Annotated in this window: 25 protein-coding genes; 11 read left to right on the top strand and 14 right to left on the bottom strand. The window is 67.5% G+C overall.

Annotated elements, in window-relative coordinates; all coding sequences use genetic code 11:
* Complete coding sequence (locus tag NP4_RS07850; protein ID WP_067994203.1) at positions 1-789, top strand: MHYT domain-containing protein; 789 nt, start codon at positions 1-3, stop codon at positions 787-789.
* Between the two features lie 78 nt (positions 790-867).
* Here the strand turns inward: NP4_RS07850 and NP4_RS07845 are convergent, their stop codons facing one another.
* Both NP4_RS07845 and NP4_RS07840 read right to left on the bottom strand, forming a co-directional pair.
* Positions 868-1,602 carry a DUF8020 domain-containing protein gene (locus tag NP4_RS07845; protein WP_067994834.1) on the bottom strand — a complete coding sequence of 245 codons (735 nt, stop codon included), beginning with the start codon at positions 1,600-1,602 and terminating at the stop codon, positions 868-870.
* Positions 1,603-1,814: 212 nt separating this feature from the next.
* Positions 1,815-2,552, bottom strand: a complete 738-nt coding sequence (locus NP4_RS07840) for a VOC family protein (RefSeq protein ID WP_245997752.1) — start codon at positions 2,550-2,552, stop codon at positions 1,815-1,817.
* Positions 2,553-3,028: 476 nt separating this feature from the next.
* Here NP4_RS07840 and NP4_RS07835 point away from each other — a divergent pair, with 476 nt between their 5' ends.
* Entirely contained in the window at positions 3,029-3,991 is a 963-nt protein-coding gene (locus NP4_RS07835; protein ID WP_082875654.1) for a DUF1906 domain-containing protein, read from the top strand.
* Between the two features lie 327 nt (positions 3,992-4,318).
* Here the strand turns inward: NP4_RS07835 and rpmF are convergent, their stop codons facing one another.
* Genes rpmF through mrf form a run of 3 tightly spaced genes read right to left on the bottom strand, consistent with a single transcriptional unit; the run spans position 4,319 to position 6,082 of the window.
* A complete protein-coding gene (rpmF, locus tag NP4_RS07830) occupies positions 4,319-4,492 on the bottom strand; it encodes a 50S ribosomal protein L32 (RefSeq protein ID WP_062509194.1) in 174 nt (57 codons plus the stop codon).
* Positions 4,493-4,494: 2 nt separating this feature from the next.
* Positions 4,495-4,779, bottom strand: coding sequence for a type B 50S ribosomal protein L31 (locus tag NP4_RS07825; protein WP_067994194.1), 285 nt, complete (start codon positions 4,777-4,779; stop codon positions 4,495-4,497).
* 4 nt (positions 4,780-4,783) lie between these two features.
* Entirely contained in the window at positions 4,784-6,082 is a 1,299-nt protein-coding gene (gene mrf, locus NP4_RS07820; protein ID WP_067994191.1) for a ribosome hibernation factor-recruiting GTPase MRF, read from the bottom strand.
* 100 nt (positions 6,083-6,182) lie between these two features.
* Between mrf and rpmB the strand changes: the two genes are divergently transcribed.
* From rpmB to NP4_RS07795, 5 genes are all read left to right on the top strand, one after another.
* Positions 6,183-6,419, top strand: a complete 237-nt coding sequence (gene rpmB / locus NP4_RS07815; protein ID WP_062509200.1) for a 50S ribosomal protein L28 — start codon at positions 6,183-6,185, stop codon at positions 6,417-6,419.
* Complete coding sequence (gene rpmG, locus NP4_RS07810) at positions 6,419-6,583, top strand: 50S ribosomal protein L33 (RefSeq protein ID WP_067994179.1); 165 nt, start codon at positions 6,419-6,421, stop codon at positions 6,581-6,583. Before rpmB ends, rpmG begins: the two co-directional genes overlap by 1 nt.
* Entirely contained in the window at positions 6,583-7,002 is a 420-nt protein-coding gene (gene rpsN / locus NP4_RS07805; RefSeq protein ID WP_373863813.1) for a 30S ribosomal protein S14, read from the top strand. Before rpmG ends, rpsN begins: the two co-directional genes overlap by 1 nt.
* 38 nt (positions 7,003-7,040) lie before the next feature.
* On the top strand, positions 7,041-7,295 hold the full coding sequence (gene rpsR, locus NP4_RS07800; protein ID WP_062509206.1) for a 30S ribosomal protein S18: 255 nt from the start codon (positions 7,041-7,043) through the stop codon (positions 7,293-7,295).
* A 147-nt stretch (positions 7,296-7,442) separates the two neighbouring features.
* Positions 7,443-7,790 carry a DoxX family protein gene (locus NP4_RS07795; protein ID WP_067994175.1) on the top strand — a complete coding sequence of 116 codons (348 nt, stop codon included), beginning with the start codon at positions 7,443-7,445 and terminating at the stop codon, positions 7,788-7,790.
* A 96-nt stretch (positions 7,791-7,886) separates the two neighbouring features.
* Here NP4_RS07795 and NP4_RS07790 read toward each other — a convergent pair whose 3' ends face one another.
* The gene (locus tag NP4_RS07790; protein ID WP_067994172.1) at positions 7,887-8,447 is read right to left on the bottom strand and encodes a LysM peptidoglycan-binding domain-containing protein; all 561 of its coding nucleotides are present in this window, start codon (positions 8,445-8,447) and stop codon (positions 7,887-7,889) included.
* 196 nt (positions 8,448-8,643) lie between these two features.
* Between NP4_RS07790 and NP4_RS07785 the strand changes: the two genes are divergently transcribed.
* Positions 8,644-9,105 (top strand): hypothetical protein, encoded by a 462-nt coding sequence (locus tag NP4_RS07785; RefSeq protein WP_067994169.1) that lies wholly within the window; start codon positions 8,644-8,646, stop codon positions 9,103-9,105.
* Positions 9,106-9,342: 237 nt separating this feature from the next.
* On the opposite strand, the gene purH is transcribed toward NP4_RS07785, so the two are convergent.
* The 6 genes from purH to sucC all read right to left on the bottom strand — a co-directional run bounded on the left by purH (position 9,343) and on the right by sucC (position 16,829).
* Positions 9,343-10,905, bottom strand: a complete 1,563-nt coding sequence (gene purH, locus NP4_RS07780; RefSeq protein WP_067994166.1) for a bifunctional phosphoribosylaminoimidazolecarboxamide formyltransferase/IMP cyclohydrolase — start codon at positions 10,903-10,905, stop codon at positions 9,343-9,345.
* A complete protein-coding gene (gene purN, locus NP4_RS07775) occupies positions 10,902-11,558 on the bottom strand; it encodes a phosphoribosylglycinamide formyltransferase (protein WP_082875653.1) in 657 nt (218 codons plus the stop codon). Before purN ends, purH begins: the two co-directional genes overlap by 4 nt.
* A gap of 66 nt (positions 11,559-11,624) precedes the next feature.
* Positions 11,625-13,136, bottom strand: coding sequence for a cell division protein PerM (locus NP4_RS07770; protein WP_147287931.1), 1,512 nt, complete (start codon positions 13,134-13,136; stop codon positions 11,625-11,627).
* Between the two features lie 148 nt (positions 13,137-13,284).
* Positions 13,285-14,373, bottom strand: a complete 1,089-nt coding sequence (locus NP4_RS07765; protein ID WP_067994160.1) for a DUF5336 domain-containing protein — start codon at positions 14,371-14,373, stop codon at positions 13,285-13,287.
* 360 nt (positions 14,374-14,733) lie between these two features.
* A complete protein-coding gene (gene sucD / locus NP4_RS07760) occupies positions 14,734-15,648 on the bottom strand; it encodes a succinate--CoA ligase subunit alpha (protein ID WP_067994157.1) in 915 nt (304 codons plus the stop codon).
* A 14-nt stretch (positions 15,649-15,662) separates the two neighbouring features.
* Positions 15,663-16,829, bottom strand: a complete 1,167-nt coding sequence (sucC, locus tag NP4_RS07755; RefSeq protein ID WP_067994153.1) for an ADP-forming succinate--CoA ligase subunit beta — start codon at positions 16,827-16,829, stop codon at positions 15,663-15,665.
* 517 nt (positions 16,830-17,346) lie between these two features.
* Here sucC and NP4_RS07750 point away from each other — a divergent pair.
* Positions 17,347-18,417 (top strand): M23 family metallopeptidase, encoded by a 1,071-nt coding sequence (locus NP4_RS07750; RefSeq protein WP_067994151.1) that lies wholly within the window; start codon positions 17,347-17,349, stop codon positions 18,415-18,417.
* A 121-nt stretch (positions 18,418-18,538) separates the two neighbouring features.
* Here NP4_RS07750 and NP4_RS07745 read toward each other — a convergent pair whose 3' ends face one another.
* The gene (locus NP4_RS07745) at positions 18,539-18,994 is read right to left on the bottom strand and encodes a GNAT family N-acetyltransferase (protein WP_147287930.1); all 456 of its coding nucleotides are present in this window, start codon (positions 18,992-18,994) and stop codon (positions 18,539-18,541) included.
* 58 nt (positions 18,995-19,052) lie between these two features.
* Positions 19,053-21,575 (bottom strand): DNA helicase PcrA, encoded by a 2,523-nt coding sequence (gene pcrA, locus NP4_RS07740; RefSeq protein WP_082875652.1) that lies wholly within the window; start codon positions 21,573-21,575, stop codon positions 19,053-19,055.
* A 305-nt stretch (positions 21,576-21,880) separates the two neighbouring features.
* Here pcrA and NP4_RS07735 point away from each other — a divergent pair, with 305 nt between their 5' ends.
* Together NP4_RS07735 and NP4_RS07730 are read left to right on the top strand one after the other, a co-directional pair.
* A complete protein-coding gene (locus NP4_RS07735) occupies positions 21,881-22,174 on the top strand; it encodes a chorismate mutase (RefSeq protein WP_062509230.1) in 294 nt (97 codons plus the stop codon).
* Positions 22,175-22,362: 188 nt separating this feature from the next.
* The gene (locus NP4_RS07730) at positions 22,363-22,587 is read left to right on the top strand and encodes a hypothetical protein (protein WP_067994144.1); all 225 of its coding nucleotides are present in this window, start codon (positions 22,363-22,365) and stop codon (positions 22,585-22,587) included.
* Positions 22,588-22,616: the final 29 nt, after the last annotated feature.

The following is a 22,616-nucleotide window of genomic DNA, read 5'->3' as shown; positions in this document are numbered from 1 at the left end:
TTGAGTTATTTCACGATGGGTTTGTGGGTTCTGGTGCTGTCGCTGGGGGTTTCGCTGGCGGGCGCCCTGGTCGGACTGGCCTGTATTCGGCAGTCGATGCTGTCGGTGACGGCCAAGTTCCGGCTGGTGTGGCTGACCGCCGCGGCGGTGTCGATCGGCGCGGTCGGGACCTGGCTGGCCGTATACGTCAATATGCTGGGCATCGGTGTGGCGCAGGGCGATATCCGATACGACGTCTGGCGGGTGGCGGTGGCCGCGGTGCTCGCGGTGGTCTCGGTGCTGGGCGGGCTGCTGGTGGCCGGTCGCTCACCCGCGCCGCCGAGGCTCGCGGCGGGTAGTGCGGTCATGGGTCTGGGGCTGGGCCTGATGCATGTGCTCGGTATGACCGCGATCCATGTGCAGGGCGCGATCACGCTGAATCCGTTCGCGGCCCTCGGCGCGACCGTGCTGGCCGTCGCCGCGGCCGCGGTCGTGCTGATCACCATGGGTCGGCCGCGCGCGCTGCTCCTGCTGGCGGGTGCGGCGCTGGTCTTCGCGATTCTGGTGTGCGCGTTGCACTATCTGGGCCTGACCGGTGTCCGGGTACGGATCGATCCGGCGATGCGCCAGCCCGCGGGCGATGATCTGTTCACCCTCTTCGTGCCGGTCTTCGTCCTGGGCACGCTATCGCTGGCGGTACCGATCACCGCCGTGCTGGTGGCGCCGGACCGCTCACGCAGCAATCGCGAGCCGCAGCAGGCCGCGCGACCGCGGGCCCGACGCCGTCCGCTGGTCTCCCGGTCTTCCTGAGTCGAGACGCCGTTCGGGCCGGATCGCGAGGCGATCCGGCCCGAACGGTGTGTTCAGATTCCTGCGTCCCTATCGAAATCAGGGCGCCGGTGCGGGAGCCGGCGGGGTGTTGACGTCGGCGAAGAACTGGAACAACGCCACGGCCGCGACCGGTCCGCCGATGAAGATCGTTCCCGCGACCGCGCCCATGGCCGCCAGCGCCGCGCCGGTGACCAGGCAGCCGCCGAGGGCCGCCGGGACGGCCAGGGTGCCGATGGTGACCGCGGCGCCCGCGAGGCCGGACACGATACCGCCCGCGACGCAGCCGATGCCCGCGCCGATCGCGGTACCGATCAGGGTGCCGATGGCGACGCCGATCGCCACCTCGCTGGACAGGTTGCTCACCGCCTGGTTGAAGTTCGGGTTCGCGGTGGCGTCGACGTAGCGCAGATCCGGGACGCGCTTGTCGGCCGGGGTGGCCTGGGCGCGATCGGTGCTCGGGGTCAGCGTGGCGGTATTGCCGTCGATCGCCGCGGCGATGGGGAAGTTCAGACCGTCGCGCTGATAGCTCAGCGGCAATGCAGCAACCACCTGGCCACTACCGTCGAGGAATTGGAACTGACCGTCGCGTGCGGCCATCGAACCACTGTCGGTGCTGACGACCACCGAATGATCGACCAGGCTGGCGTTGTAGTGGATGCCCGGCAGAATATCGGTCTGCAGGGTCGAATTCGAAACGGGAGCCGGGGCGACATCGGCATAGGCCGTCCCGGCCGAGACGCCGAGCGCCGCAATTACCAGCGCCGACGTAGCGGCTAACTTTGTGAACCTCATCGAGAGAGCTTTCTTCAGCAGGTGCGCCACCAACCTCTGGCGCGCAGGCTCCGACCGAACCCTCAAGCATGCTCTCTGGCTATTATTACGAACCTGTAACAGAAGCCATCAATAAGCCGACAAAAATGTACCGCGGGTGTTAAGAAGCCGAAAATTAGGGCGAACGACACCGCGCCGAGGGCTCAGCAAACCCTCAGCGCAGCACCGGCGAACTACATCTCGCCCACGCGCACATTGGTGTCGATCAGGCCGAAGGCCTCGCCCTGCGGGGCGGCGACAATGGCCATCCGACCGACCGGGGAGTCGGTGGCGGGCATCATGGTCCCGGCACCGAGTTCGCCGGCGCGGGCCAGGCCCTCGTCCACGTTGTCGTACTGGAACCAGGTCAGCCAGTAGCTGGGCATGGGTTCACCCGGCATCAGGGTGTCGTCGTTGATGCCGCCCGCGGCCTGTTCGGCGCCGGGCGGGGTGAACATCGAATAGCGCATCGTCGCGCCGTCGCCCACATGCTCGTAGCTGTAGCCGAAGACATCGGCGTAGAACTTCTCGGCGGCCTCGAACTGCCTGGTGTGCAGCTCGTTCCAGGTGTAGGCGCCGTGCTCGCTGTAGACCGCGGCGCCGTTGTGAGCGCGGGCCTGCCAGATTCCGAAGTAGCCGCCGGTCGAGTCGGCCGCGACAAACATGCGCCCGGCGTCCATCACATCGAAGGGCGGCATCACGACCTGACCGCCCGCGCGGGTGATCCTCTCCGCCACGGCATCGGCATCCTCGGCCGCCAGATAGGTCGTCCACACCGAGAGCATCCCCGCCTGCGGCTTCGGCCCGATCCCGGCGACGGCCTCACCACCCTTCAACGCCATCAGATAACCCCCGGCCTCCTCGGCCGTACCCTGAATCTCCCAGCCGAACAGTCCCGCATAGAACTCACTGGCCTTGACCGGATCATCCACCTGGCAATCCACCCAACAGGGCGTCCCCTCCGGCCACGGTTGCTGTCGAACAGGCATCGTCTTCTCCCTTTTCTGTGCCGTCGATCGCGAACAGCCGCCAACCGGAACTAAACGTGATCCCGATCACACGGCCACCGCCAGTCAACCAGCCCCCACCGACAAGTTCCGCGAGTCGACACGGCCCTGTCGCCCCGGCGAAAAGCGTGCCGGGGCGACAGGGAAAGAGAGGGCAACCGCTAGCGGCCGGTAGGGCGATAAAACGACCGCGCGCGACCGGGAAGGAGGTAGAACGACCGCGCGCGACCGGGAAGGAGATAAGGCGACCAGCGCGCGACCGGGAAGGAGGGAAGGCGACCGCGAGCGACAGCCGCCACCACCACCCGCTCCCGGCACCACCACTCGTTCCCCGGCCTGCTTTTCGGCCGGGGATTCTCATGCGCCAGCGAGGGTTCGGGGTGCGAATTACAGTGGGATCCATGCGTTTCGGGCTGGACTACGCGGCGGCTCGGCCGGGTGGTGGGGCGGTTCGGGCTGCCGGGTACGACTTTGTGGTTCGGTATCTGTCGCCCGGGGGGCCTACGTTGCCGGGGAAGTTGTTGACGCCCGAAGAGGCCGATGATCTGCGGGCGCACGGGGTTTCGATCGTGTCGAATTGGGAGACGACGGCGGTTCGGATGCTCGACGGGTACGCGGCGGGGGTGACCGATGCGCGGGCGGGGTTGGCCCAGGCGCTGCGGTGTGGGGGGCGGGAGGATCGGCCGATCTACTTCTCGGCGGATTTCGATGCCACCGGGGAGCAGCAGGCCGCGATCAATGCGTATCTGGACGGCGCGGCGAGTGTGCTCGGTCGCGTGAATACCGGTATCTACGGCGGATATTGGCCGGTGAGCCGCGCGCTGGACGCGGGTGCGGCACGCTGGGCCTGGCAGACCACCGCCTGGTCGGGCGGCAATGTCGAATATCGGCGGCAGCTGTTCCAGAACGGGCAGCAGGTGCTCGTCGCGGGCGTGGTGTGCGATGTGAACGAGGCCGAGACCGAGGATTTCGGCCAGTGGGATTTCATCGATGGAGAGGAACCGGACGTGACTCCGGAGCAGGACGCGATTCTGCGCGATATCCAGATTCAGCTGCGCGGACCCGGCCTGGCCGGCTGGCCGCAACTGGGCGCCGACGCGAATGGCCACAACCGCACCCTGGTGGACGGCCTGGCCGCGGCCCTGGCACAGATCGCCGAATTGCGCACGGAGATCAGCGATCTGGAAGCGACGACCGCCGATCTGAGCAAACAGGTCGAGGAGCTGTCACACCATCACTGGCCGTGGCCACTGTCGCTGCTGTCGGGCCCCGCCTCGGTCGTCACCGACAGCCTGACCCGCCTGGAGTCACTGCTGGACGAGTTGCCCCTGCCCGGCCGAGACGGCAACGGTGCGAACAGATAACCGGGAAAGCGCCCGAACGGACTCGGAAGTGGCGATGAGCGGGTTCTTCCAGTGAACCGGAAGAACCCGCCCTCCCGCACGAGGGTACCGGCGCCCGGCCACGAAAGCATCACTTCAAGCAGACTTTTTCATTGCTGAAAAACCAACTACCAGTACGTAATTCAGATCGCAGCTATTTATCCGCTACCCACACTTGTCGCGACTCACCCGATCACCCGAGACGAACGGATAACCATCTCGTCGCTGAATGTGGACAAATAAACCATAACCACATTTCCACGACCGACCGGACAGTTTAGTTACCCCGCACCATCAGCACCTCGCCCGCTACAACTTCTCCGGATCGATCAATCCGCGCCGCACGGCCGCGACCAATCGCCGCGGCACTCGGCGCACCACCCCGTCGACCCGGACCGGCACCAGATCCGGCGGCGTCGCCTTCCACTGCGAGCGCCGACTGTGCGTATTGGCCCGCGACATCCGCCGCTTCGGCACCGCCATGGCTAGCTCTCCTTCCGCACGGCCGGATCCGCCTGGGCCCGAATGCGTCTACCGTACTTGCGCTCGAACTTCTCCACCCGCCCCTGCGTGTCGAGCAGGCGATTGGCACCGGTCCAGAACGGGTGCGAATCGGCGGTGACATCCACCGTGATGAGCGGATAGGTGTTGCCGTCGGACCATTCCACGGTCCGCAGCCCGGTCGCGGTGGACCGGGTGAGGAAGCGCTTACCGGTGCTCGCATCCTCGAAGACGACCAGTTGGTAATCCGGATGAATACCTGATTTCACGGGCCTACCTTTCGTTCGCGCGCTGCTCACCGACCGGTGAGGCGCTGGGTTCGCTTGTGTCGCAGGGATCTTCGTGCCAACTTCCGAACGGGTCGTCCCACTGCGCGACCAGTTCGGGCGCGGTGCGCACCAGTAGCAGTTCGGCCTCGTCGACCAGGGCCCAGTGCAGCGCGTGGCGGATCTCGTCCACATCGGCGTCGCAGGTCAGAATCGCCAGCGAGATATCGCGATCGCCGAATCGGTCGTCCCAACGCAGGCCCGCGAGCGCCCGGCGATCGGAATCGGCCTCGGCCAGTTCGGCGGCATCCATGGCGGCCAGCCAGCGTCCGGCGCTGCCGACCCGCAGCCCACCGCCCGCCGATTCCAGCCACACCACCTCATCGGGCTGGGTGGCCAGCCAGATGCGGCCGCGCGCGGTGATCACGCCGTCGAACAGCGCATCGAGCGCCTGATGCAATCGCGCCGGATGAAACGGCCGGTTCGTGGCGAATTCCACCAGCGCCACACCGGATTCGGCGGTCAGCGGCGGTTGACCGCGCAGCAGCGGGGCATGTGCGTCGAAGATCCGACCGCGCCGCGAATCCGCGGGAACACGATGCAGCAGATCCTCCACCTCGCCCGCGCTGAGCAGCCGCGGATCTCCCAGCCAGGCCACCGGCGCCTGTGGAATCAGCCGTTCCAGCACCGCGCCCAACTGCTCCCGCTCGTGCACCGTCACCCCGTCGACACCGAAAACCACTGCGGCATCGGCGAAATCGACCTGCCCGACGGCCACCTGCGCGATGGTCCGATCGTCATCGGCATCGGCCAACCCGCGTTCGGCGAGGGTGTCGCCGCACAGCGCGTCGGGCAGCCAGGTCCGGGCGTCCAGACAGGTCAGCACGGCCTCGATGCGCACATCGCGCCCGGCCGGACCGTCCACCCGGCCCACCACCCCGGCCACCGGCACATGGTCCACGGCATGACCCACGGCCTCGGCCTCGAAGGCCGGATCGAGCGCGATCACGATGCGCCGCACCGAATCCCGGGCCGCGAGCAGACACAGCAGCGGCAGCAGATCCGCGCGCAGCGTGCAGGACACGCATCCGTGCGCGAGCTCGTGCACGCTGATCTGCTCGCGCCCCTCGCTCCACACGGTCCGACGGACAATCCCCTCACGCAACTCCGTCAGATCGTGGCGGATCACCACGGTGCCGGGCGCGTCCCGCAGCATCCGCGCCACATGGTCCACACCGGTCGTGGCCGGACCCGGGAAGCCCGCGAGCACCACGACGGGCGTGCGGCGGTCGGGATGAGACGCCACCGGAACCCCTTTCGATAATGATTTTCATTTGCTTCGGGTTCACGCTACAGTGTCGAACCGTCGTTGTCGAAAATGATTGTCATCTTGTGAAGGAGGAGACATGTCGGCCCACTGCCAGGTCACCGGGCGCAAGCCGGGCTTCGGCAAGTCCGTATCGCATTCGCACCGTCGGACCAACCGCCGCTGGGATCCCAATATCCAGCGCAAGTCCTACTACCTGCCCAGCGAGGGTCGGCGCATCACGCTCACGGTCTCCGCCAAGGGCATCAAGACCATCGATCGCGACGGCATCGAGGCGGTCGTCGCGAAGCTACGCGCGCGCGGGGAGAAGATCTGATGGCCCGCAACGAGATTCGGCCCATCATCAAACTCCGCTCGACCGCGGGTACCGGCTACACCTACGTCACCCGCAAGAACCGCCGCAACGATCCGGACCGAATGATCCTGCGCAAATACGACCCGGTGATCCGCAAACACGTCGACTTCCGCGAGGACCGCTGATGGCCAAGAAATCCAAGATCAACCGCAATGAGCACCGCAGGGCCGTCGTCGCCCGCTATGCCGAACGCCGCGCCGCGCTGAAGGAAGCAATCCGCTTGGCCAGCGTCAACCCACAGTTCGCGGCCCGGCTGGTTTCTGGACTGACGGAGCGGGGGAGCGAAGCGGAGGAGCGGAGGAGGGAAGAAACGAGCCTCGGGGGCCGCGAACAAGCGACGCCGGAGGCGGCGCAGATAGTCACAGCTGCTCAGGCTGCACTGCAGAAGATGCCGCGGGATGCCAGTCCGGTACGATTGCGCAATCGGGACGCCACGGATGGACGGCCCCGTGGGCATCTCCGTAAATTCGGTCTCTCTCGGGTCCGGGTACGCGAGATGGCCCACCGAGGGGAACTGCCCGGTGTGCACAAATCGAGTTGGTAGACCTCCGCAGATCTCGTGAGTGAGAAGGAACCGCTGACATGCCAGTGAAGCGAGCACCGTCGAAGAAGGTCCGTGCCGAGCAGGCACGGCGCCCGAAGAAGAACCCACTCATCGCCGCCGGTGTCGAGACCGTCGACTACAAGGACGTGAACCTGCTGCGCACGTTCATCTCCGATCGCGGCAAGATCCGCAGCCGCCGAGTCACCGGCCTCACCCCCCAACAACAGCGCCAGGTCGCCGTCGCGGTGAAGAACGCCCGCGAGATGGCACTGCTGCCGTTCACCAGCCGCTGAGGTAACCGCGGCGCCAGGCCGGGCCCCGACGTCCTTCGACGCCGGGGCCCGGCCTTTTTCGTATCGGAATCCGCCGATGTCACAGTCGCGCATGCCGCGTCGTCGAACAGGCAACCAAGCAAAGTCGCTGAGAGGAAACGGATTCCAATGAACGTCGCCTACCACATCGTCGCCGTCGTCACCGCCCTGTGGATCGGATTCTCGGGCTACTCGCTGTTCGCCCGCAAACAGTTCGTGGTCGAGCCGCTGATCCAGTACCAGGTGCCGCGGGCCTGGTGGAACCCGTTGGCGCTGGCCAAATCGGCCGGTGCGCTGGGCCTGCTGGCCGGATTCGTGGCGCCGATCGTCGGCATCGCCGCGGCAATCGGTCTGATCCTCTACTTCCTCGGCGCCGCCGCCACGACCATCCGTGCCCGGTCGTACAAGACCACGCCGTTCCCGCTGCTCTACCTGGCTCCGGCCGTGGCCACGCTGGTGCTGCAACTGGCGCGCTGATCCGACCGAAAATCGGCTCGGGATACCGGGTCTCAGTCGAAAGCCCCGACGCCGGAGGCGTCGGGGCTTCGTCGTTCCGGCGTGCGTTCGGCCGAATCAGGGGATCGTCAGGACCTGACCCACATCGATGGCGTCCGGATTGTCGATGCCACTGGCCTGGGCGATCTCGCCGTAGCGGTTGCCGTCACCGTAGAAGCGCTCGGCGATGGCCCACAGGGTGTCGCCGGGCTCGACGGTGTAGGTCTGGGCCGCCGGAGCGGGCGGGGGCGGCGGCGGGGCCTGCTCGGTGGCCGCGGCCAGGACCGGCTCCTCGGCCTGGATCGGGTTGTCGGTATTGGTGTCCGAGGCCCACACCGGGCTGCCGTCCTTGCCGTAGAGCACCACATTGCGGTCGGCCTGCACCACCAGCCGGTCGACATCCTTGCCGTTGGTGTCGGTGGCCCACGCCGCGCCGTCGTCCTTGTACAGCACGAAGTTGCCATCGTCCTGCAGCACCGCGCGTTTGACACCCTGCTCATGGGTGTTGGTGGCCCACACCACCCCGCCCGGCTCCGACAGCACCAGATTGCCGTCGTTCTGCAGCGTCAGGGTGTACGCACCACCCTGGAGGGATTGGCCGAGACCGAGTTCATCGCCTACGTTCAGCGTGTCGCCCATCGGAGGGTCCTTTCGGGACAGGGGTTCGCTTGCTCATAAGTCGATGGCGCAGAACTGCATTCGCTCATCGTTTGCAGAGACTACTGGCGAGTACCCGGCAGCGCACTGATTACGCGCAGTCGTTGTAGAAAGTTCACTGTTCGGTCGACGACGGCAGCGACGGGACCCCCGCTCGCACCCACTAGGGTGGGGCGCCATGGAACCGATCTCGGGCTCGCGGCGCGCGGGCGCCGCCGTGGCCGCCCTGCTCGCACTGCTGGCCGCCGGCTGCGGTCAGTCGAACAACGATGGTGCGCAAGGGAATACGAGCGCGCATCCGACGTCGGCCGCGAGCACACCGACCGAACAGACCACTCCGCAGCCCGGCCGCGCGTTCACCGCCAACCCCGCGATCGCCAATCCTCGCCCCATCGCGTTCGACAGCTGGACCCGCGTCGCGCCCGATCGGATCGCGGTGAACTTCCAGAGCGGTTCGCCGGAATGCTATGGCGTGGACGCGAGTACGACCGAATCCGACAGCACGGTAACGGTCGAATTGCGCGCGGGCACGCTGCCGGAGGCGGCCGGTCGGATGTGCACGATGATCGCCGTCTTCGGCACCCTGGAGATCCCATTGAAGCAACCATTGGGCAATCGAAAGGTACTCAGTGCCAAGTGAATCCGCTCACTTCGAAATTTCGTAGTGATGTAATTCACATTCGATGGTCACGCTGCGGTTATAGCATTTCGGTCTGCCGCACCGGGGTTGTGAAGGTGGTACCTTCCCTGCTCTGGAGGCACCCGTCGCACGCGCCGGGATGACGAAACCTGGGAGTCGAGATGGCTATGGCTCGGCGACTGGATGACGAGGGCCCCTGCGCGGAGATCATGTCCGCGCAGGGGCCCTCGCTACCTGTCAGTGCGCGAAGTGCCGCGCACCCGTGAAGTACATCGTGACCCCGGCCTCTCGGCAGGCATCGATGGTCAGCTGGTCGCGCACCGAACCACCCGGCTGCACAATGGCTTTCACCCCGGCGGCGATCAGCTGCTGCGGGCCGTCCGGGAACGGGAAATAGGCATCGGAGGCCGCCACCGACCCCACGGCCCGCTCCCCGGCGCGCAGCACCGCCAGATGCACCGCGTCCACTCGGTTGACCTGACCCATGCCGACACCGACCGAAGCACCGTCGTGCGCAAGCAGAATCGCGTTCGACTTCACCGCACGGCAAGCGCGCCAGGCGAATTCGAGATCGGCCAGCGTCGCCGCGTCGGCCGCCTCGCCGGACACCAGGGTCCAGTTGGCCGGATCGTCGCCCTCGGCGTCGACGATATCGCGCTGCTGCAGCAGTGCGCCGCCGCTGATCGGGCGCAGTTCCGCACCGGCGCGCACCGGGGCCGCGGAGACCAGGATGCGCACATTCTTCTTGCGCTGCAACACTTCCACCGCGCCGTCGGCGTAGCCGGGCGCCACGATCACCTCGGTGAAGATCTCGGCGACCTGTTCGGCCATCTCCACCGTCACCTCGCGATTGGCCGCGATCACGCCGCCGAACGCGCTGACCGGATCGCAGGCGTGCGCCTTGCGGTGCGCCTCGGCGATATCCGCGCCGACCGCGATGCCGCAGGGGTTGGCGTGCTTGACGACCGCGACCGCGGGCGCGGCGTGATCCCAGGCGGCCCGCCAGGCGGCATCGGCATCGGTGTAGTTGTTGTACGACATCTCCTTGCCGTGCAACTGTTCCGCCTGCGCCAGACCGGCCGGACCGGATTCGTCGATGTACAGCGCGGCGGCCTGATGCGGGTTCTCGCCGTAGCGCAGCACGGTCTGCTGGGTCCAGGTGCCGCCGAGCCAGGCCGGGAACCGCAGGCCCGCTTCGGGATCGGCCGCGAGCACATTGGTCAGCCAGCTCGCCACCGCGACGTCGTAACTTGCGGTGTGCTGGAAGGCCTTGGCCGCCAAGCCCGTTCGCTCGGCGAGGGTGAAGCCTCCCGACTTCACGGCGGTCAGCACCTCGTCGTAGTCACCGGTGTCGACGACCACCGCGACCGACGGATGGTTCTTCGCCGCCGCGCGGACCATCGACGGGCCGCCGATATCGATCTGCTCGACGCATTCGTCCGGGGTCGCCCCGCTCGCGACGGTCTGGGTGAACGGGTAGAGGTTGACCACCACCAATTCGAAAGCGGCGACACCCAATTCGGCCAGTTGCGCGGCGTGTTCGGGCTTGCGCAGATCGGCGAGGATTCCGGCGTGCACCCGCGGGTGCAGGGTCTTCACCCGGCCGTCCAGGGTCTCCGGGAAGCCGGTGAGCTCCTCCACCTTGGTCACCGGAATTCCGGCGTCGGCGATGCGCGCCGCAGTCGATCCGGTCGAGACCAGCTCCACGCCGGCGGCATGCAGGCCGCTGGCCAGTTCGACCAGTCCCGTCTTGTCGTAGACGCTTACCAGCGCCCTGCTGATCGGCTTGCGCTCACTCACCGGAGAACTCGCTCATCTGGGATAACTGCCTTTCGTCCATCGGAGACAATGCCTCGCGTCGCGACGGCCGCGACGACCTGCGCCAGCAACCGCCGTTCGACGACTTTGATCCGCTCGTGCAGGGTGTCCTCGTCGTCGTCGGACCGCACCGGCACGGCCTCCTGAGCGAGGATCGGTCCGGTGTCGACGCCCGCGTCGACCAGATGCACGCTGGAGCCCGTCACCCGCACGCCGTAGGCCAGTGCGTCACGCACCGCGTGCGCGCCCGGGAAGGACGGCAGCAGGGCGGGATGGGTGTTGATGACGCGACCACCGAACCGGTCGAGGAAGGCGGGCCCGAGGATCTTCATGAAACCCGCCGAGACGACCAGATCGGGTTCGAAGGCGGCCACGGCCGCGGTCAGCGCGGCGTCCCAGGCGGCGCGATCGGGATGCTCGCCCAGCGCGACCAGGAAATGTGAGATTCCGGCGTCGCGCGCGTGTTCGATTGCGGCGCAATCGCGATCGACGCCGACGGCCACGATGCGGGCCGGATACTCCGCGTCCCGGGTGGCCTCGATCAGCGAACGCAACAGCGATCCGGTACCCGAGGCGAGCACGACGACGGATGCGGGCGCCGTCGGCGGCACCAGCTGGGCGGGCGGGGTCGTCAGCGCTCTACTCCCTGTATGCGACGGGTGCGGGATGGCGGCGACCAGTCCGGGCCGCCGCGTTAGAGCCTAACGACCGTCCACTTCGTTGCTGTTGGGCAGGTCCGCCTCTACCACCTCGGCGTCGAGAATGTCGGAGTTTTCGGCCGTCTTCGCCTCATCCGCGATCGTCGACAGCGCCAGCGGCTCCTCGATCAACTCGCCGTCGACGATCGGGGCGTCCGAATCGGACGCGTAGTCCTCGTAGCCGTAGTGCGCTTCGGGATACTCGTCCCCGTAATCGTCGGCGACGCACTCCTCATCGGAGTACTCCTCCTCATCGGCGTAGTCGGCGTACTCGTCGTCGTAGTAGTCCGCGGCGGCCGGTGCGGGCGCGACAAGGAACCAGTGCGCCGCCAGCAGGCCCACGTAGCCCGCGCCGATCATCCAGACCAGGGTGAGCCCGGCGAACAGCCACACCCCCGGGCCGAGCTCACCGAACGAGCCCGCGGCGCCCCCGGCCGCCGATCCGAGCACCAGCGCCGCGACCGCGGTCAGACCGGCCGCGGTCAGTGTGGCCCACGGCGTGCGCGGGCGGTCACCGGCCTCGCGGGCGCAGTCCACTCCGGCCAGCACGCCGACCGCGGCCGGAATCAGCAGCACCACCGGCCACCACAGGGCCGCGGGACCCGCGGGCACGGCGACCAGCACCGGCAGCCCGGGCAGCCGCGCGCCCACGACCGAGAACAGATTCAGCGAGCCCGCGCCGAGGTGCACATCGGCCCCCATCAGCACGCTCGCCGCGCCGATCACGACATTCGGCAGATAGGCCAGCGACAGCGCGGTCAGGCCGAGCACACCCGCGAAATTGCCCGCGGCCCGGTAGGTCTCGCCGATCTGCGACCAGTGCACGAGAAACGACAGCAGCGTGAGCGCCGCGCCCGCGAGCAGCAACCGGCCCAGTGCGCGCACCGCCACCCGCGCACCGGGCAGCACCCATTCGGGCAGATAGGGCGTGACGAGTTCGGGTCGGCTGCGCAGGATTCCGGCCCCGGCGGCCAGCAGATGCAGCCCGCCCACACATCCGAAGGCCGCCAGAGTGTTCGGCGGCTGCAACGCGACCACCGAGGAGGCATCCTCGGCCACGGCCAGACAGACGGCGGTGATCAGCAGCGGTCCCGACAGCGCCGCGCCGACGATCCAGCCGAGATCGGCGTGCGAGGAGCGCGGTTCCACCGCCCGTGCGCAGTCGCCCGCGGCGAACCACACCACCAGTCCGGTCGGCAGCAGCGGCAGCAGTCCGAGCGAGGTGGTGCCGATCACCAGCGGAACCTGATGTACCGCAAGCCAACCGGCCGCTATGGCGCCCGGCGCGCCCGTCATACCGCTCCCGGCGGCGAACAGGGTCGCGAGCACCAGAGCCACGAGCACGACCACGGTGTAACTCGAGGTGCGCGCCGCGACGATGAGCAGCACCTTGGCCCGCTCGGGGGTGAGCGAGAGAAAGATGTTGTCCTCGGGCCGATTCGGCTCGGAGTCGTGCTCCGGTGCGTCGACCCGCCGCTGACCGGAGTCGTCCCACCTGACCAACGACGACCTCACCAGACCCTCCCGATGACCGTCCACCGCGGGCGTCGAGCCGGAGGTCCACTCGTGTGCGTGCCCATGGGAATTCAGCGTGGCAGGTTTCCGCGCGTCGGCGAGTCAGGCGCGCCGCTCGAAGCCCGGCTCGCCGACGATCGGAGTGGTTCTACTGCTTGTCGTCCTCCGGACGGAACGCCTTGGTGGCATCAGCGGCCGGATTGGCGGTCTGCTCGCCGCCGAACGGGTTGGCCTGGGCGCTCTGACTCGAACTCGACTGGGCGGGCTGGCCGTAGGCCGAGCCGCCGTACTGCTGCCCGCTCTGCGCCGCGCCGAAGTGCTGCGTGGCGGCCTCTTCGGCGCCGGTCGCGGGCTGCGGCCGCTGCTGCGAGGCGCCGTAGGCCTGCTGCGCGCCCTGGCCGTAGGACGGCTGCTGGGTCTGCCCGTACTGCGGGGTCTGACCGTACTGCTGCTGGCCGTACTGCTGCTGACCCGGCTGGCCGTAGGACGGCTGCTGACCGTACTGGCCGTAAGCGGACTGCTGTCCGGCCTGCTGACCGTAGGCGGGCTGCTGCTGACCGTACTGCTGCTGACCGTAGCCCTGCGGGGTCTGGCCGAACTGTCCCTGCTGCTGACCGGGCTGGCTCTGTCCGTAGGACTGCTGCTGGCCGTAGCCGCCCGGACCGCCGAAGCCCTGCGGCGCAGCCGGTTTCGGCGCGGGCGGGGTCAGGATGCCGCCCTCGAACAGCACCGCGACCACACCGGCCGCGGTCTGCACCAGACCGAGGAACAGCACCACCCACGCACCCCACGCGAGGCTGTAACCCTCACCGAGGGTGAACGACTGGAACAGCAGGCCGAGGAATCCGGCGCCCGCCGCGGCGGCACCCGCGCCGACCCAGTTCTGCTTGGGCAGCAGCGAAAGTCCAGCGAGCAGGCCGCCGAGCAGCAGCAGCGCCAGCAGCGGCGTGATGCCGCCAGCCTTGAAGAAGGAGGCGGTCTGCTCCGGGATCCGCAGCCCCAGCCCCGAGCCGTCACCCGGCTTGAAGGTCGCGTAGGAGGTGAAGCCGAGTAGGAAGTTGATGACGCCTAACGCGGCGACACCGACGGTCAGATAGAACGGCAGTCCCTTGGCACTCGATTCACCGGCCGTCGATGCAGCACCGGTACCGCTCGACGGCTGCTGGCCGAAGCTGGGCGCGGACGAGGGCGGCTGTTGGGGAGCGTTGTACCCGGAGCCCCCGGTCGGGTAAGACATGGCGTCGTCTCCTATCGAGTCCTTCATGGTCTACACGGCTGGATGCCCTCTTGACGCTACTGCACTCGGGCGATCCGGTCACGGTCGCGCGATCGCGCTGAACCGGGCGAACCGCCGAATCGTGTTGTTCGACGAGAGGATCGGAGGTAGCCCATGGATCTGTCGGAATGTTTCTGCATGCTCGTGCGCACGCTGGGTCTTTGCCACTTGTTCCCGGCGCCGTGAGGTAGTTCCGTCGGACCTGCCCCCGACGGATCCGGCCGCGGCACGCACGGCGAAGGCCGCCCCCGATGCGGGAGGCGGCCTTCATTCGTATCGGCAGGCCACACACCTATGGTTCCGGCATGCTTTTCGCCGGAATCAGGCGTTGACGGCGGCCTTTTCGAGGATCTCGCGGGCCAGCGCGGCGGTCTCGGACGGCGTCTTGCCGACCTTGACGCCCGCGGCCTCGAGCGCGTCCTTCTTGGCCTGCGCGGTGCCCGACGAACCGGACACGATCGCACCGGCGTGACCCATGGTCTTGCCCTCGGGCGCGGTGAAGCCCGCGACGTAGCCGACGACCGGCTTGGTCACGTTGGCCTTGATGTAGGCCGCGGCCCGCTCCTCGGCGTCGCCGCCGATCTCGCCGATCATCACGATCAGCTTGGTCTCCGGATCCTTCTCGAACGCCTCGATGGCATCGATGTGGGTGGTGCCGATGACCGGGTCGCCGCCGATGCCGATCGAGGTGGAGAAGCCGAAGTCGCGCAGCTCGTACATCATCTGGTAGGTCAGGGTGCCGGACTTGGACACCAGGCCGACCGGGCCCTTGCCGGTGATGTTGGCCGGGGTGATGCCCACCAGCGCCTCGCCCGGGGTGATGATGCCGGGGCAGTTCGGGCCGATGATGCGGGTCTTGTTGCCCTTCTCCACGTTGTAGGCCCACGCGTAGGCGGTGTCCTGCACCGGGATGCCCTCGGTGATGACCACCAGCAGCGGGATCTCCGCGTCGATGGCCTCGATGATGGCGTCCTTGGCGAACTTCGGCGGCACGAAGATGATCGAGACGTCGGCGCCGGTCTCCTTGATGGCCTCGGCGACCGTGCCGAACACCGGCAGCTCGACGGCCGAGCCGTCCTTGGCGGTGTGCGAGACGGTGGTGCCGGCCTTGCGGGCATTGACGCCGCCGACGACCTGGGTGCCGGCCTTGAGCATCAGCGCGGTGTGCTTGGTGCCCTCACCGCCGGTGATGCCCTGGACGATGACCTTGGAATCCTTGTTCAGGAAAATAGACATTTCTCGTTCGTCCTTTACTTGGCCGCAGCCAGCTCGGCGGCCTTGTCGGCGCCTTCGTCCATTGTCTGCGCCAGCGTCACCAGGGGGTGGTTGGCGTCGGCCAGAATCTTGCGGCCCTCTTCGACGCGGTTGCCGTCGAGCCGGACCACCAGCGGCTTGGCCGCCGAATCGCCCAGGATCTCCAGGGCTTTCACGATGCCGTTCGCCACGGCGTCACAGGCGGTGATGCCGCCGAACACGTTCACAAAAACGCTCTTGACCTGGTCGTCGCCCAGGATGACGTCGAGACCGTTGGCCATCACCTCGGCCGAGGCGCCGCCGCCGATGTCGAGGAAGTTCGCGGGCTTCACGCCGCCGTGGTTCTCACCGGCGTAGGCGACGACGTCCAGGGTCGACATGACCAGACCGGCGCCGTTGCCGATGATGCCGACCTCGCCGTCGAGCTTGACGTAGTTGAGGTCGTTCTGCTTGGCCTTGAGCTCGAGCGGATCGGTCGCGTCGATATCCGCGAAGGCCGCGTGGTCGGGGTGGCGGAACTCGGCGTTCTCGTCCAGGGTGACCTTGCCGTCCAGGGCCAGGATCTCGTTGTCCGGGGTGCGGACCAGCGGGTTGACCTCGACCAGGGTGGCGTCCTCGGCGATGAACACCTCCCAGAGCTTCTGGATGGTCACCGCGGCGGCGTCGAGAATGTCGGCGGGCAGATGGCCCTGCTCGGCGATCGAGCGGGCGAACGCGAGATCGACGCCCTTGACCGCGTCGACCGGAACCTTGGCGAGCCGATCCGGCTTGGTGGCGGCGACCTCTTCGATCTCCATACCGCCCTCGACCGAGCACATGGCCAGGTAGGTCCGGTTGGCCCGGTCCAGCAGGAAGGAGATGTAGTACTCGGCCGCGATGTCCTTGGCCTCGGCGACCAGGATCTTCTTCGTGATGTGGCCCTTGATGTCCAGGCCGAGGATGTTGGAGGCGTGGGTGAATGCGTCGTCCGGGGTGGCGGCGTACTTGACGCCACCAGCCTTGCCGCGTCCGCCGACCTTGACCTGAGACTTGACCATCACAGGCTTGCCGATCTCGGCCGCGATCGCACGGGCTTCCTCGGCCGAGTCGGTGACCCGGCCTTCCGACGAAGGCACTCCGTGCTTCACGAAGAGTTCCTTCGCCTGATATTCGAAGAGATCCATGTACTCACCGTCTCGTCTGCGTTGTGGTGACAACGACTTCTGTTGGCGGCCCGTCGTCGGAGGCGGGTCGGGTCGGACTCTAATCAGTCACATGGACGCGAAATCAGCCGCATACAGCCTAAGTGGCGCAGGTCACGGCGCTGCATCCGCATCCGCAAAACGCCTGGCCAAGCCTACTCGCGAGTAGGTTTCTACCGTGCGGCAGGTGAGCGGGCGCGACGGGATTTATACGACAAATCGTCGTAGAAGAACCGGCGCTGGTTACCCCCAGCACACATCGCTATTCCCCGCTGCTAGCGTGATGAATCTCACATGTGGTCGCAGATCGACCGCAGCGCTTGCCGACCTGCAATCGTTTCGTTACCGTCGATGCGGTCGATGTCACAGCACGGTTACGACTGGGGTCAGGGACTAGGAGGACGGCAGACTTGTTGCAGCACAGCGCTCCGCAGGTAGAGGGCCGCTCCGCAGGCGACTTGTCGACCAACCGGTTCCGTTCGAAACCGGAATTCGTTCGATGAGCAGCGGCGTCTTTCAATACGGTTCCCGCGCTCAGTCGGCCGGACGCTATCGGCCCGAGAGCGAATCCTTCGGCAATCAAGCGCATTTCGGGTACGCCGGTGCGCAGCAAACCGAGCAGTACGACGCCTGGCAGCAGCACGACCAGTGGGGTGCGGGCCAGGACTCCGGCTGGGATGCCTGGGACTCGCAGGAGTCCGGCGATCAGCACGACGACTTCGACTATCCGGCCGAGGACGCCGAGCCGTTCGATATCGCGCGACTCGGAGATGCCTGGCCGCACAAGAACTCCCGCACCGATGGTGTGGCGGGCCGTTCCAACAGGTTCGGCGTCCGTCGCTCCGGTGCGCATCGGATGCCCGCTCCCCCGGCCGCGCTCAAGGGCCGGGCGGCCGTGGTCGCCGTCGCCGCGGGCGCGGTGGTCGCCGCCGGACAGGCCGGAATGCAGTCCGGCAGCCAGCCGCATACGGCCACCGCCGATTACGAGGCCGCGGGCCAGGTGCACGAAATCGCCGCGCAGGCGGTCAGCACCGACACCGCCGGATCGCAGACGCCGCAGGTGCTCAATGTGGCGCCGGTGGCCGATATGAGCCAGTTCCAGGACATCCTGCAGCACGGCCAGCAGTTCGCGGCCGAACTCGCCGCGCAGGAGGCCGCCAAGCTGCGGCCGCTGTTCACCAAATTCGCCAACGGCACCTTCACCTCCGGTTTCGGAAGTCGCTGGGGCGTCCAGCATCTCGGCGTCGATATCGCGGCCCCTATCGGCACCCCGATCTACGCGGTCGAGGACGGCACCGTTCTCGACGCGGGCCCGGCCTCCGGCTTCGGCATGTGGGTGCGGCTCAAGCACGACGACGGCACCATCACCGTCTACGGCCACGTCGACACCGCCGTCGTCTCGGTGGGTCAGCGGGTCATGGCGGGCGATCAGATCGCCACCGTCGGCAACCGCGGCTTCTCCACCGGTCCGCACTGCCATTTCGAGGTGTGGCTCAACGGCGTCGACAAGATCGACCCGCTGCCCTGGCTGGCCTCGCGCGGTATTTCGCTGGGACCCGAGCGCGACTGACTCTCGCGGCGAGTTTCGAAGGCCGCGCACGGAAGTCGTAGGCGAGCCCGCGCTAGGCATCGGCCCGGTGTCGTCGACCGAGTAGGGCCTGCGGGACGGTCCAGTGCGACGCCGGTCGGCGCTACAGCGGCTTGGACATGAACACTCGCGGCGGAATCGCATAGCCCGCGCGCTTGTACAGCCGCACGGCCGCGAGATTGTCCTGTCGCACCATCAAATGCAGGGCGCGGACGTCATGGCGGCGGGCGAATCGCTCGGCGTGTTCCAGTGCGACCCTGCCCAATCCGCGGCCGCGTGCCTGCGGGATCAGGTAGAGCTCGGTGAGATAGGCGTCGCGGCCGTTCCATTCCAGGTCGTAGCCCCACGTCACGACGAAATAGCCCGTGATGTGGTCACTTTCGGACAGTAGGCCGATCACGCCCAGGTCGCGATCCGCGATGAGCCTGCGCACGCCCGACTCACCGGTCTCGCGGGTCCACTCGATGCCCTCGAGGAGGTTGAACTCGGCCATCATCGCGCACAGCCCCGGGACATCCGCCGTCGCGGCGACGCGGGCGGTCAGCGCCATGGTGGTCATCACCTCGTTCCGCTCGTCGGCAGGACAGGCGCCCCGCCGATCCGCGGCCGCGCCCGTGTTACAGCTTCACCAAAGTCCGGCTGTACTGCGGAATCAAGCGAATTTTCCCGGCCGTGCCGAAGTCGATGGTCACCGTGGCGAGCGAGCCGAAGCCCTCCGCGGCGATCACCCGGCCGAGGCCGTACTTGTCGTCGCTGACCCGATCGCCCACGGCCAGTACCAGATCGGTGTTGTTGCGTTTACCGGCGGCGGCGGGGGCGGGCCTGCGGGGGCCGCCGCGCTCGCGCAGACCGGGCCGCTGATCCGACCAGCCGTCGCCGCGGGTCCAATCCCGTTCCAGCCCCTCGTCCTCACCGCGGCGCCGGAAACCGCGCGCCTGCGGCGAATGCGCGGGCTCGAGCCGCTGCCAGTCGACGAGATGACCCGGGATCTCCTGGAGGAAGCGGGATTCCGGATTGGATACCGGCTGACCCCAGCCCGAGCGGACCACCGCGCGGGTGAGATACAGCCGCCGCCGCGCGCGGGTGAGGCCGACATAGGCCAGGCGACGCTCCTCGGCCAGTTCGGCGGGATCGCCGAGCGCGCGCATATGCGGGAACTGCCCGTCCTCCCAGCCGGTGACGAATACGACCGGGAACTCCAGCCCCTTCGCGGTGTGCAGGGTCATCATCGTGACCACCCCGGTGCCCTCGTCGGGAATCTGATCGGTATCGGCGACCAGCGACACCCGCTCCAGGAAGGCCGCGAGCGAACCCGGATCCGGTTCGCCCTCACCGGCCTCGGGCAGCAGGCCCTCGGCGCGGGCGGCCTCCACGCTGTTGCGCGCCTCGGAACTGAATTCCCGGGCGACGCTGACCAATTCGTTGAGGTTGTCCAGCCGCGCGCCGTCCTGCGGATCGTCGGAGTTCTCCAGCTCCATGCGGTAGCCGGTCTTGTCCAGCACCGCCTCGACCACCGAGCCGACATCCGGGAATTCGACATCGTCCTGCTCACCGGCGGCGCGAATCTCGTCGAGCAGATCCAGGAAGCCCGCGATCGCCCGTTGCGCGCGGGTGTTCAGCAGCGCCACCTTGCCGTCGGCGGCCTCACGCAGCGCCTGCGCGAAACCGGTGCCGCGCTGTTCGGCGTGTACGGCCACACACGCCTCGGCGCGGTCGCCGATGCCGCGGCGCGGGGTGTTGAGGATGCGTCGCAGGCTCACCGCGTCGTCCGGATTCTCCAGCACCCGCAGATAGGCGACGATATCGCGAACTTCCTTGCGCTCGTAGAAGCGCACCCCGCCGACCACCTTGTACGGCAGGCCCATTCGGATGAAGATTTCCTCCAGGGCGCGGGAGTTGTTGTTGGTACGGTAGAACACCGCGACATCGCTGTAGTTGTAGTCGCCCTGGTCGACCAGCCGGTCGATCTCCCGGGCCACGAACGAGGCCTCGTCGTGCTCGTTGTCGGCGACGTAGCCCACGATCAGATCGCCGTCGCCCGCATCGGTCCACAGCTTCTTCTCCCGTCGCCCCTCGTTGCGCGAGATGAGCGAATTGGCGGCGGAGAGGATGTGCTGGGTCGAACGGTAATTCTGCTCCAGCAGAATGATTTCCGCGTCCGGGAAGTCGCGCTCGAATTCCTCGATATTGCGGATGGTGGCGCCGCGGAAGGCGTAGATGGACTGATCGGCGTCGCCGACCACGCACAATTCGCTCGGCGGCACCGCGTCGGCGCGCTGGGTCGGGACGAAATCCGGATCGGCGGCGGCCGCGCCCGCATCGGCGTCGTCGAGGCCCACGTGATGGCCGACCAGCTCGCGCACCAGAACGTACTGGGCATGGTTGGTGTCCTGGTACTCGTCGACCAGGACGTGGCGGAAGCGGCGGCGGTAGTACTCGGCGACCTGGGGGTGGTTCTGCAACAGCGCGACCGTCTCACCGATCAGATCGTCGAAGTCCAGGGCATTGGCCGCGCGTAGCCGCCGCTGGTACTCCGTGTAGACCTGCGCGACGATGCGGGGCAGTTCGCTCTCGTCGGATTCCGCGTCGGCCGAGGCGGTTTCGGGATCGATGAGCTCGTTCTTGAGATTCGAGATGGCGGTGGCCAGCAGGCGCGGGGAGTACTTCTTGGCGTCCAGATCCAGATCGCGCCCGATCATGGCCAGCAGGCGCCGGGAATCGTCGGCGTCGTAGATGGAGAAGTTGGAGTTCAGGCCCGGCACCAGACCGGCCTGGGTGCGCAGGATGCGGACGCAGCTGGAGTGGAAGGTCGACACCCACATACTCGCCGCGCGCGGGCCCACCAGACCGGCGACCCGCTCGCGCATCTCGGCGGCGGCCTTGTTGGTGAAGGTGATGGCCAGAATCTGGCCCGGGCTGACGCCGCGGGCGGCCAGCAGATAGGCGATGCGGCGGGTCAGCACCGCCGTCTTGCCCGAACCCGCGCCCGCCACGATCAGCAGCGGGGTACCGGTATGCAGCACCGCCGCCCGCTGTTGCGGATTCAGGCCGTCGAGCAGGCCCTCGGCCGCCGCGTTGCCGTCTCGATCCCTGTTGTGTGCGCGCCCGCTCCGCGTCTTGTCAGCCACCGTCGTATCCATCGCCCATCCACGCTACCGGCGGGCACCGACACGCATGTAGTTCCAGTGCATTCTCAGCGGCCTCTCATCCGAAACTGTTTTGCTTCGCTCTGGGCCCGTGGCAGACTGGCCACATGACCAGCGCTCACGCGACCTCTGCTGTTCGAGCAGCCACTGGCATATGTGGTTGCCGATCGTGCACCTGAGCGCACAATCGACGGGGGACAATGAAAGGCTCACCGGGTCTGATTCACGGTGAAAGAACCGATCGGTAACGGGTCGGGGCCGCCTGCCGATCGAAGTTCTGACACGAGGAGAGCACAAGTATGAACACCTCTACGACCGCGACCGGGTCCGATTCCGCCCTGCCCAGCAGCGAGGCGGAAATCGACAAGCTCCGTAAGGAAATCGATCGGCTCGACGCCGAGATCCTGGCCGCCATCAAGCGGCGCACCGAGATCTCGAGAATGATCGGCCGCACCCGGATGGCCAACGGTGGCCCCCGCCTGGTCCACTCCCGCGAGATGAAGGTGCTGGAGCGTTTCAGCGAACTGGGCCAGGAGGGCCATACCCTCGCCATGCTGCTGCTCCGCCTCGGCCGCGGCCGCCTCGGCCACTAGACCACCACCGCGGCGTTCCACCGAGCCCGCGACCCCAGGCCGCCCCGGGTGATGTCGCCCCGGGGCGGTCGCTTTGTGTCCGCGTGGCGACACGCGTGCGGGATCGATCCTGTCGGTGGCCGTGGGTACTGTGGCCGACGTTCACCACGGTCCAGTTCCAGGGGGCCTCAACACGATTGGGGGAAGTCATGGCGAGGGAGACCATCGAACATCGAGTCGAGATTCTGGAGAGCCGGATGGACCGATTGCGCCATAAGGTCGACGATGTCGAAGCGGGTTACGGCGAGACCGTGTATCGAATCGGCAGAGATGTGCTGGGGCTGAAGATCAATCTCGGGCGAGTAGCGGGTGCTCTCGATGTCAGGCCCGCGTCCGAAAGGGAGATCGACGCCGCCTTGGACGAGCAGATTTGAGCTCCGGTCGTGATGGGGCCCGGAACCCG

The sequence above is a fragment of the Nocardia pseudobrasiliensis NBRC 108224 genome (genome assembly GCF_001613105.1).
GTDB lineage: Bacteria > Actinomycetota > Actinomycetes > Mycobacteriales > Mycobacteriaceae > Nocardia > Nocardia pseudobrasiliensis.
This window is presented reverse-complemented; position numbering and strand designations above follow the sequence as displayed.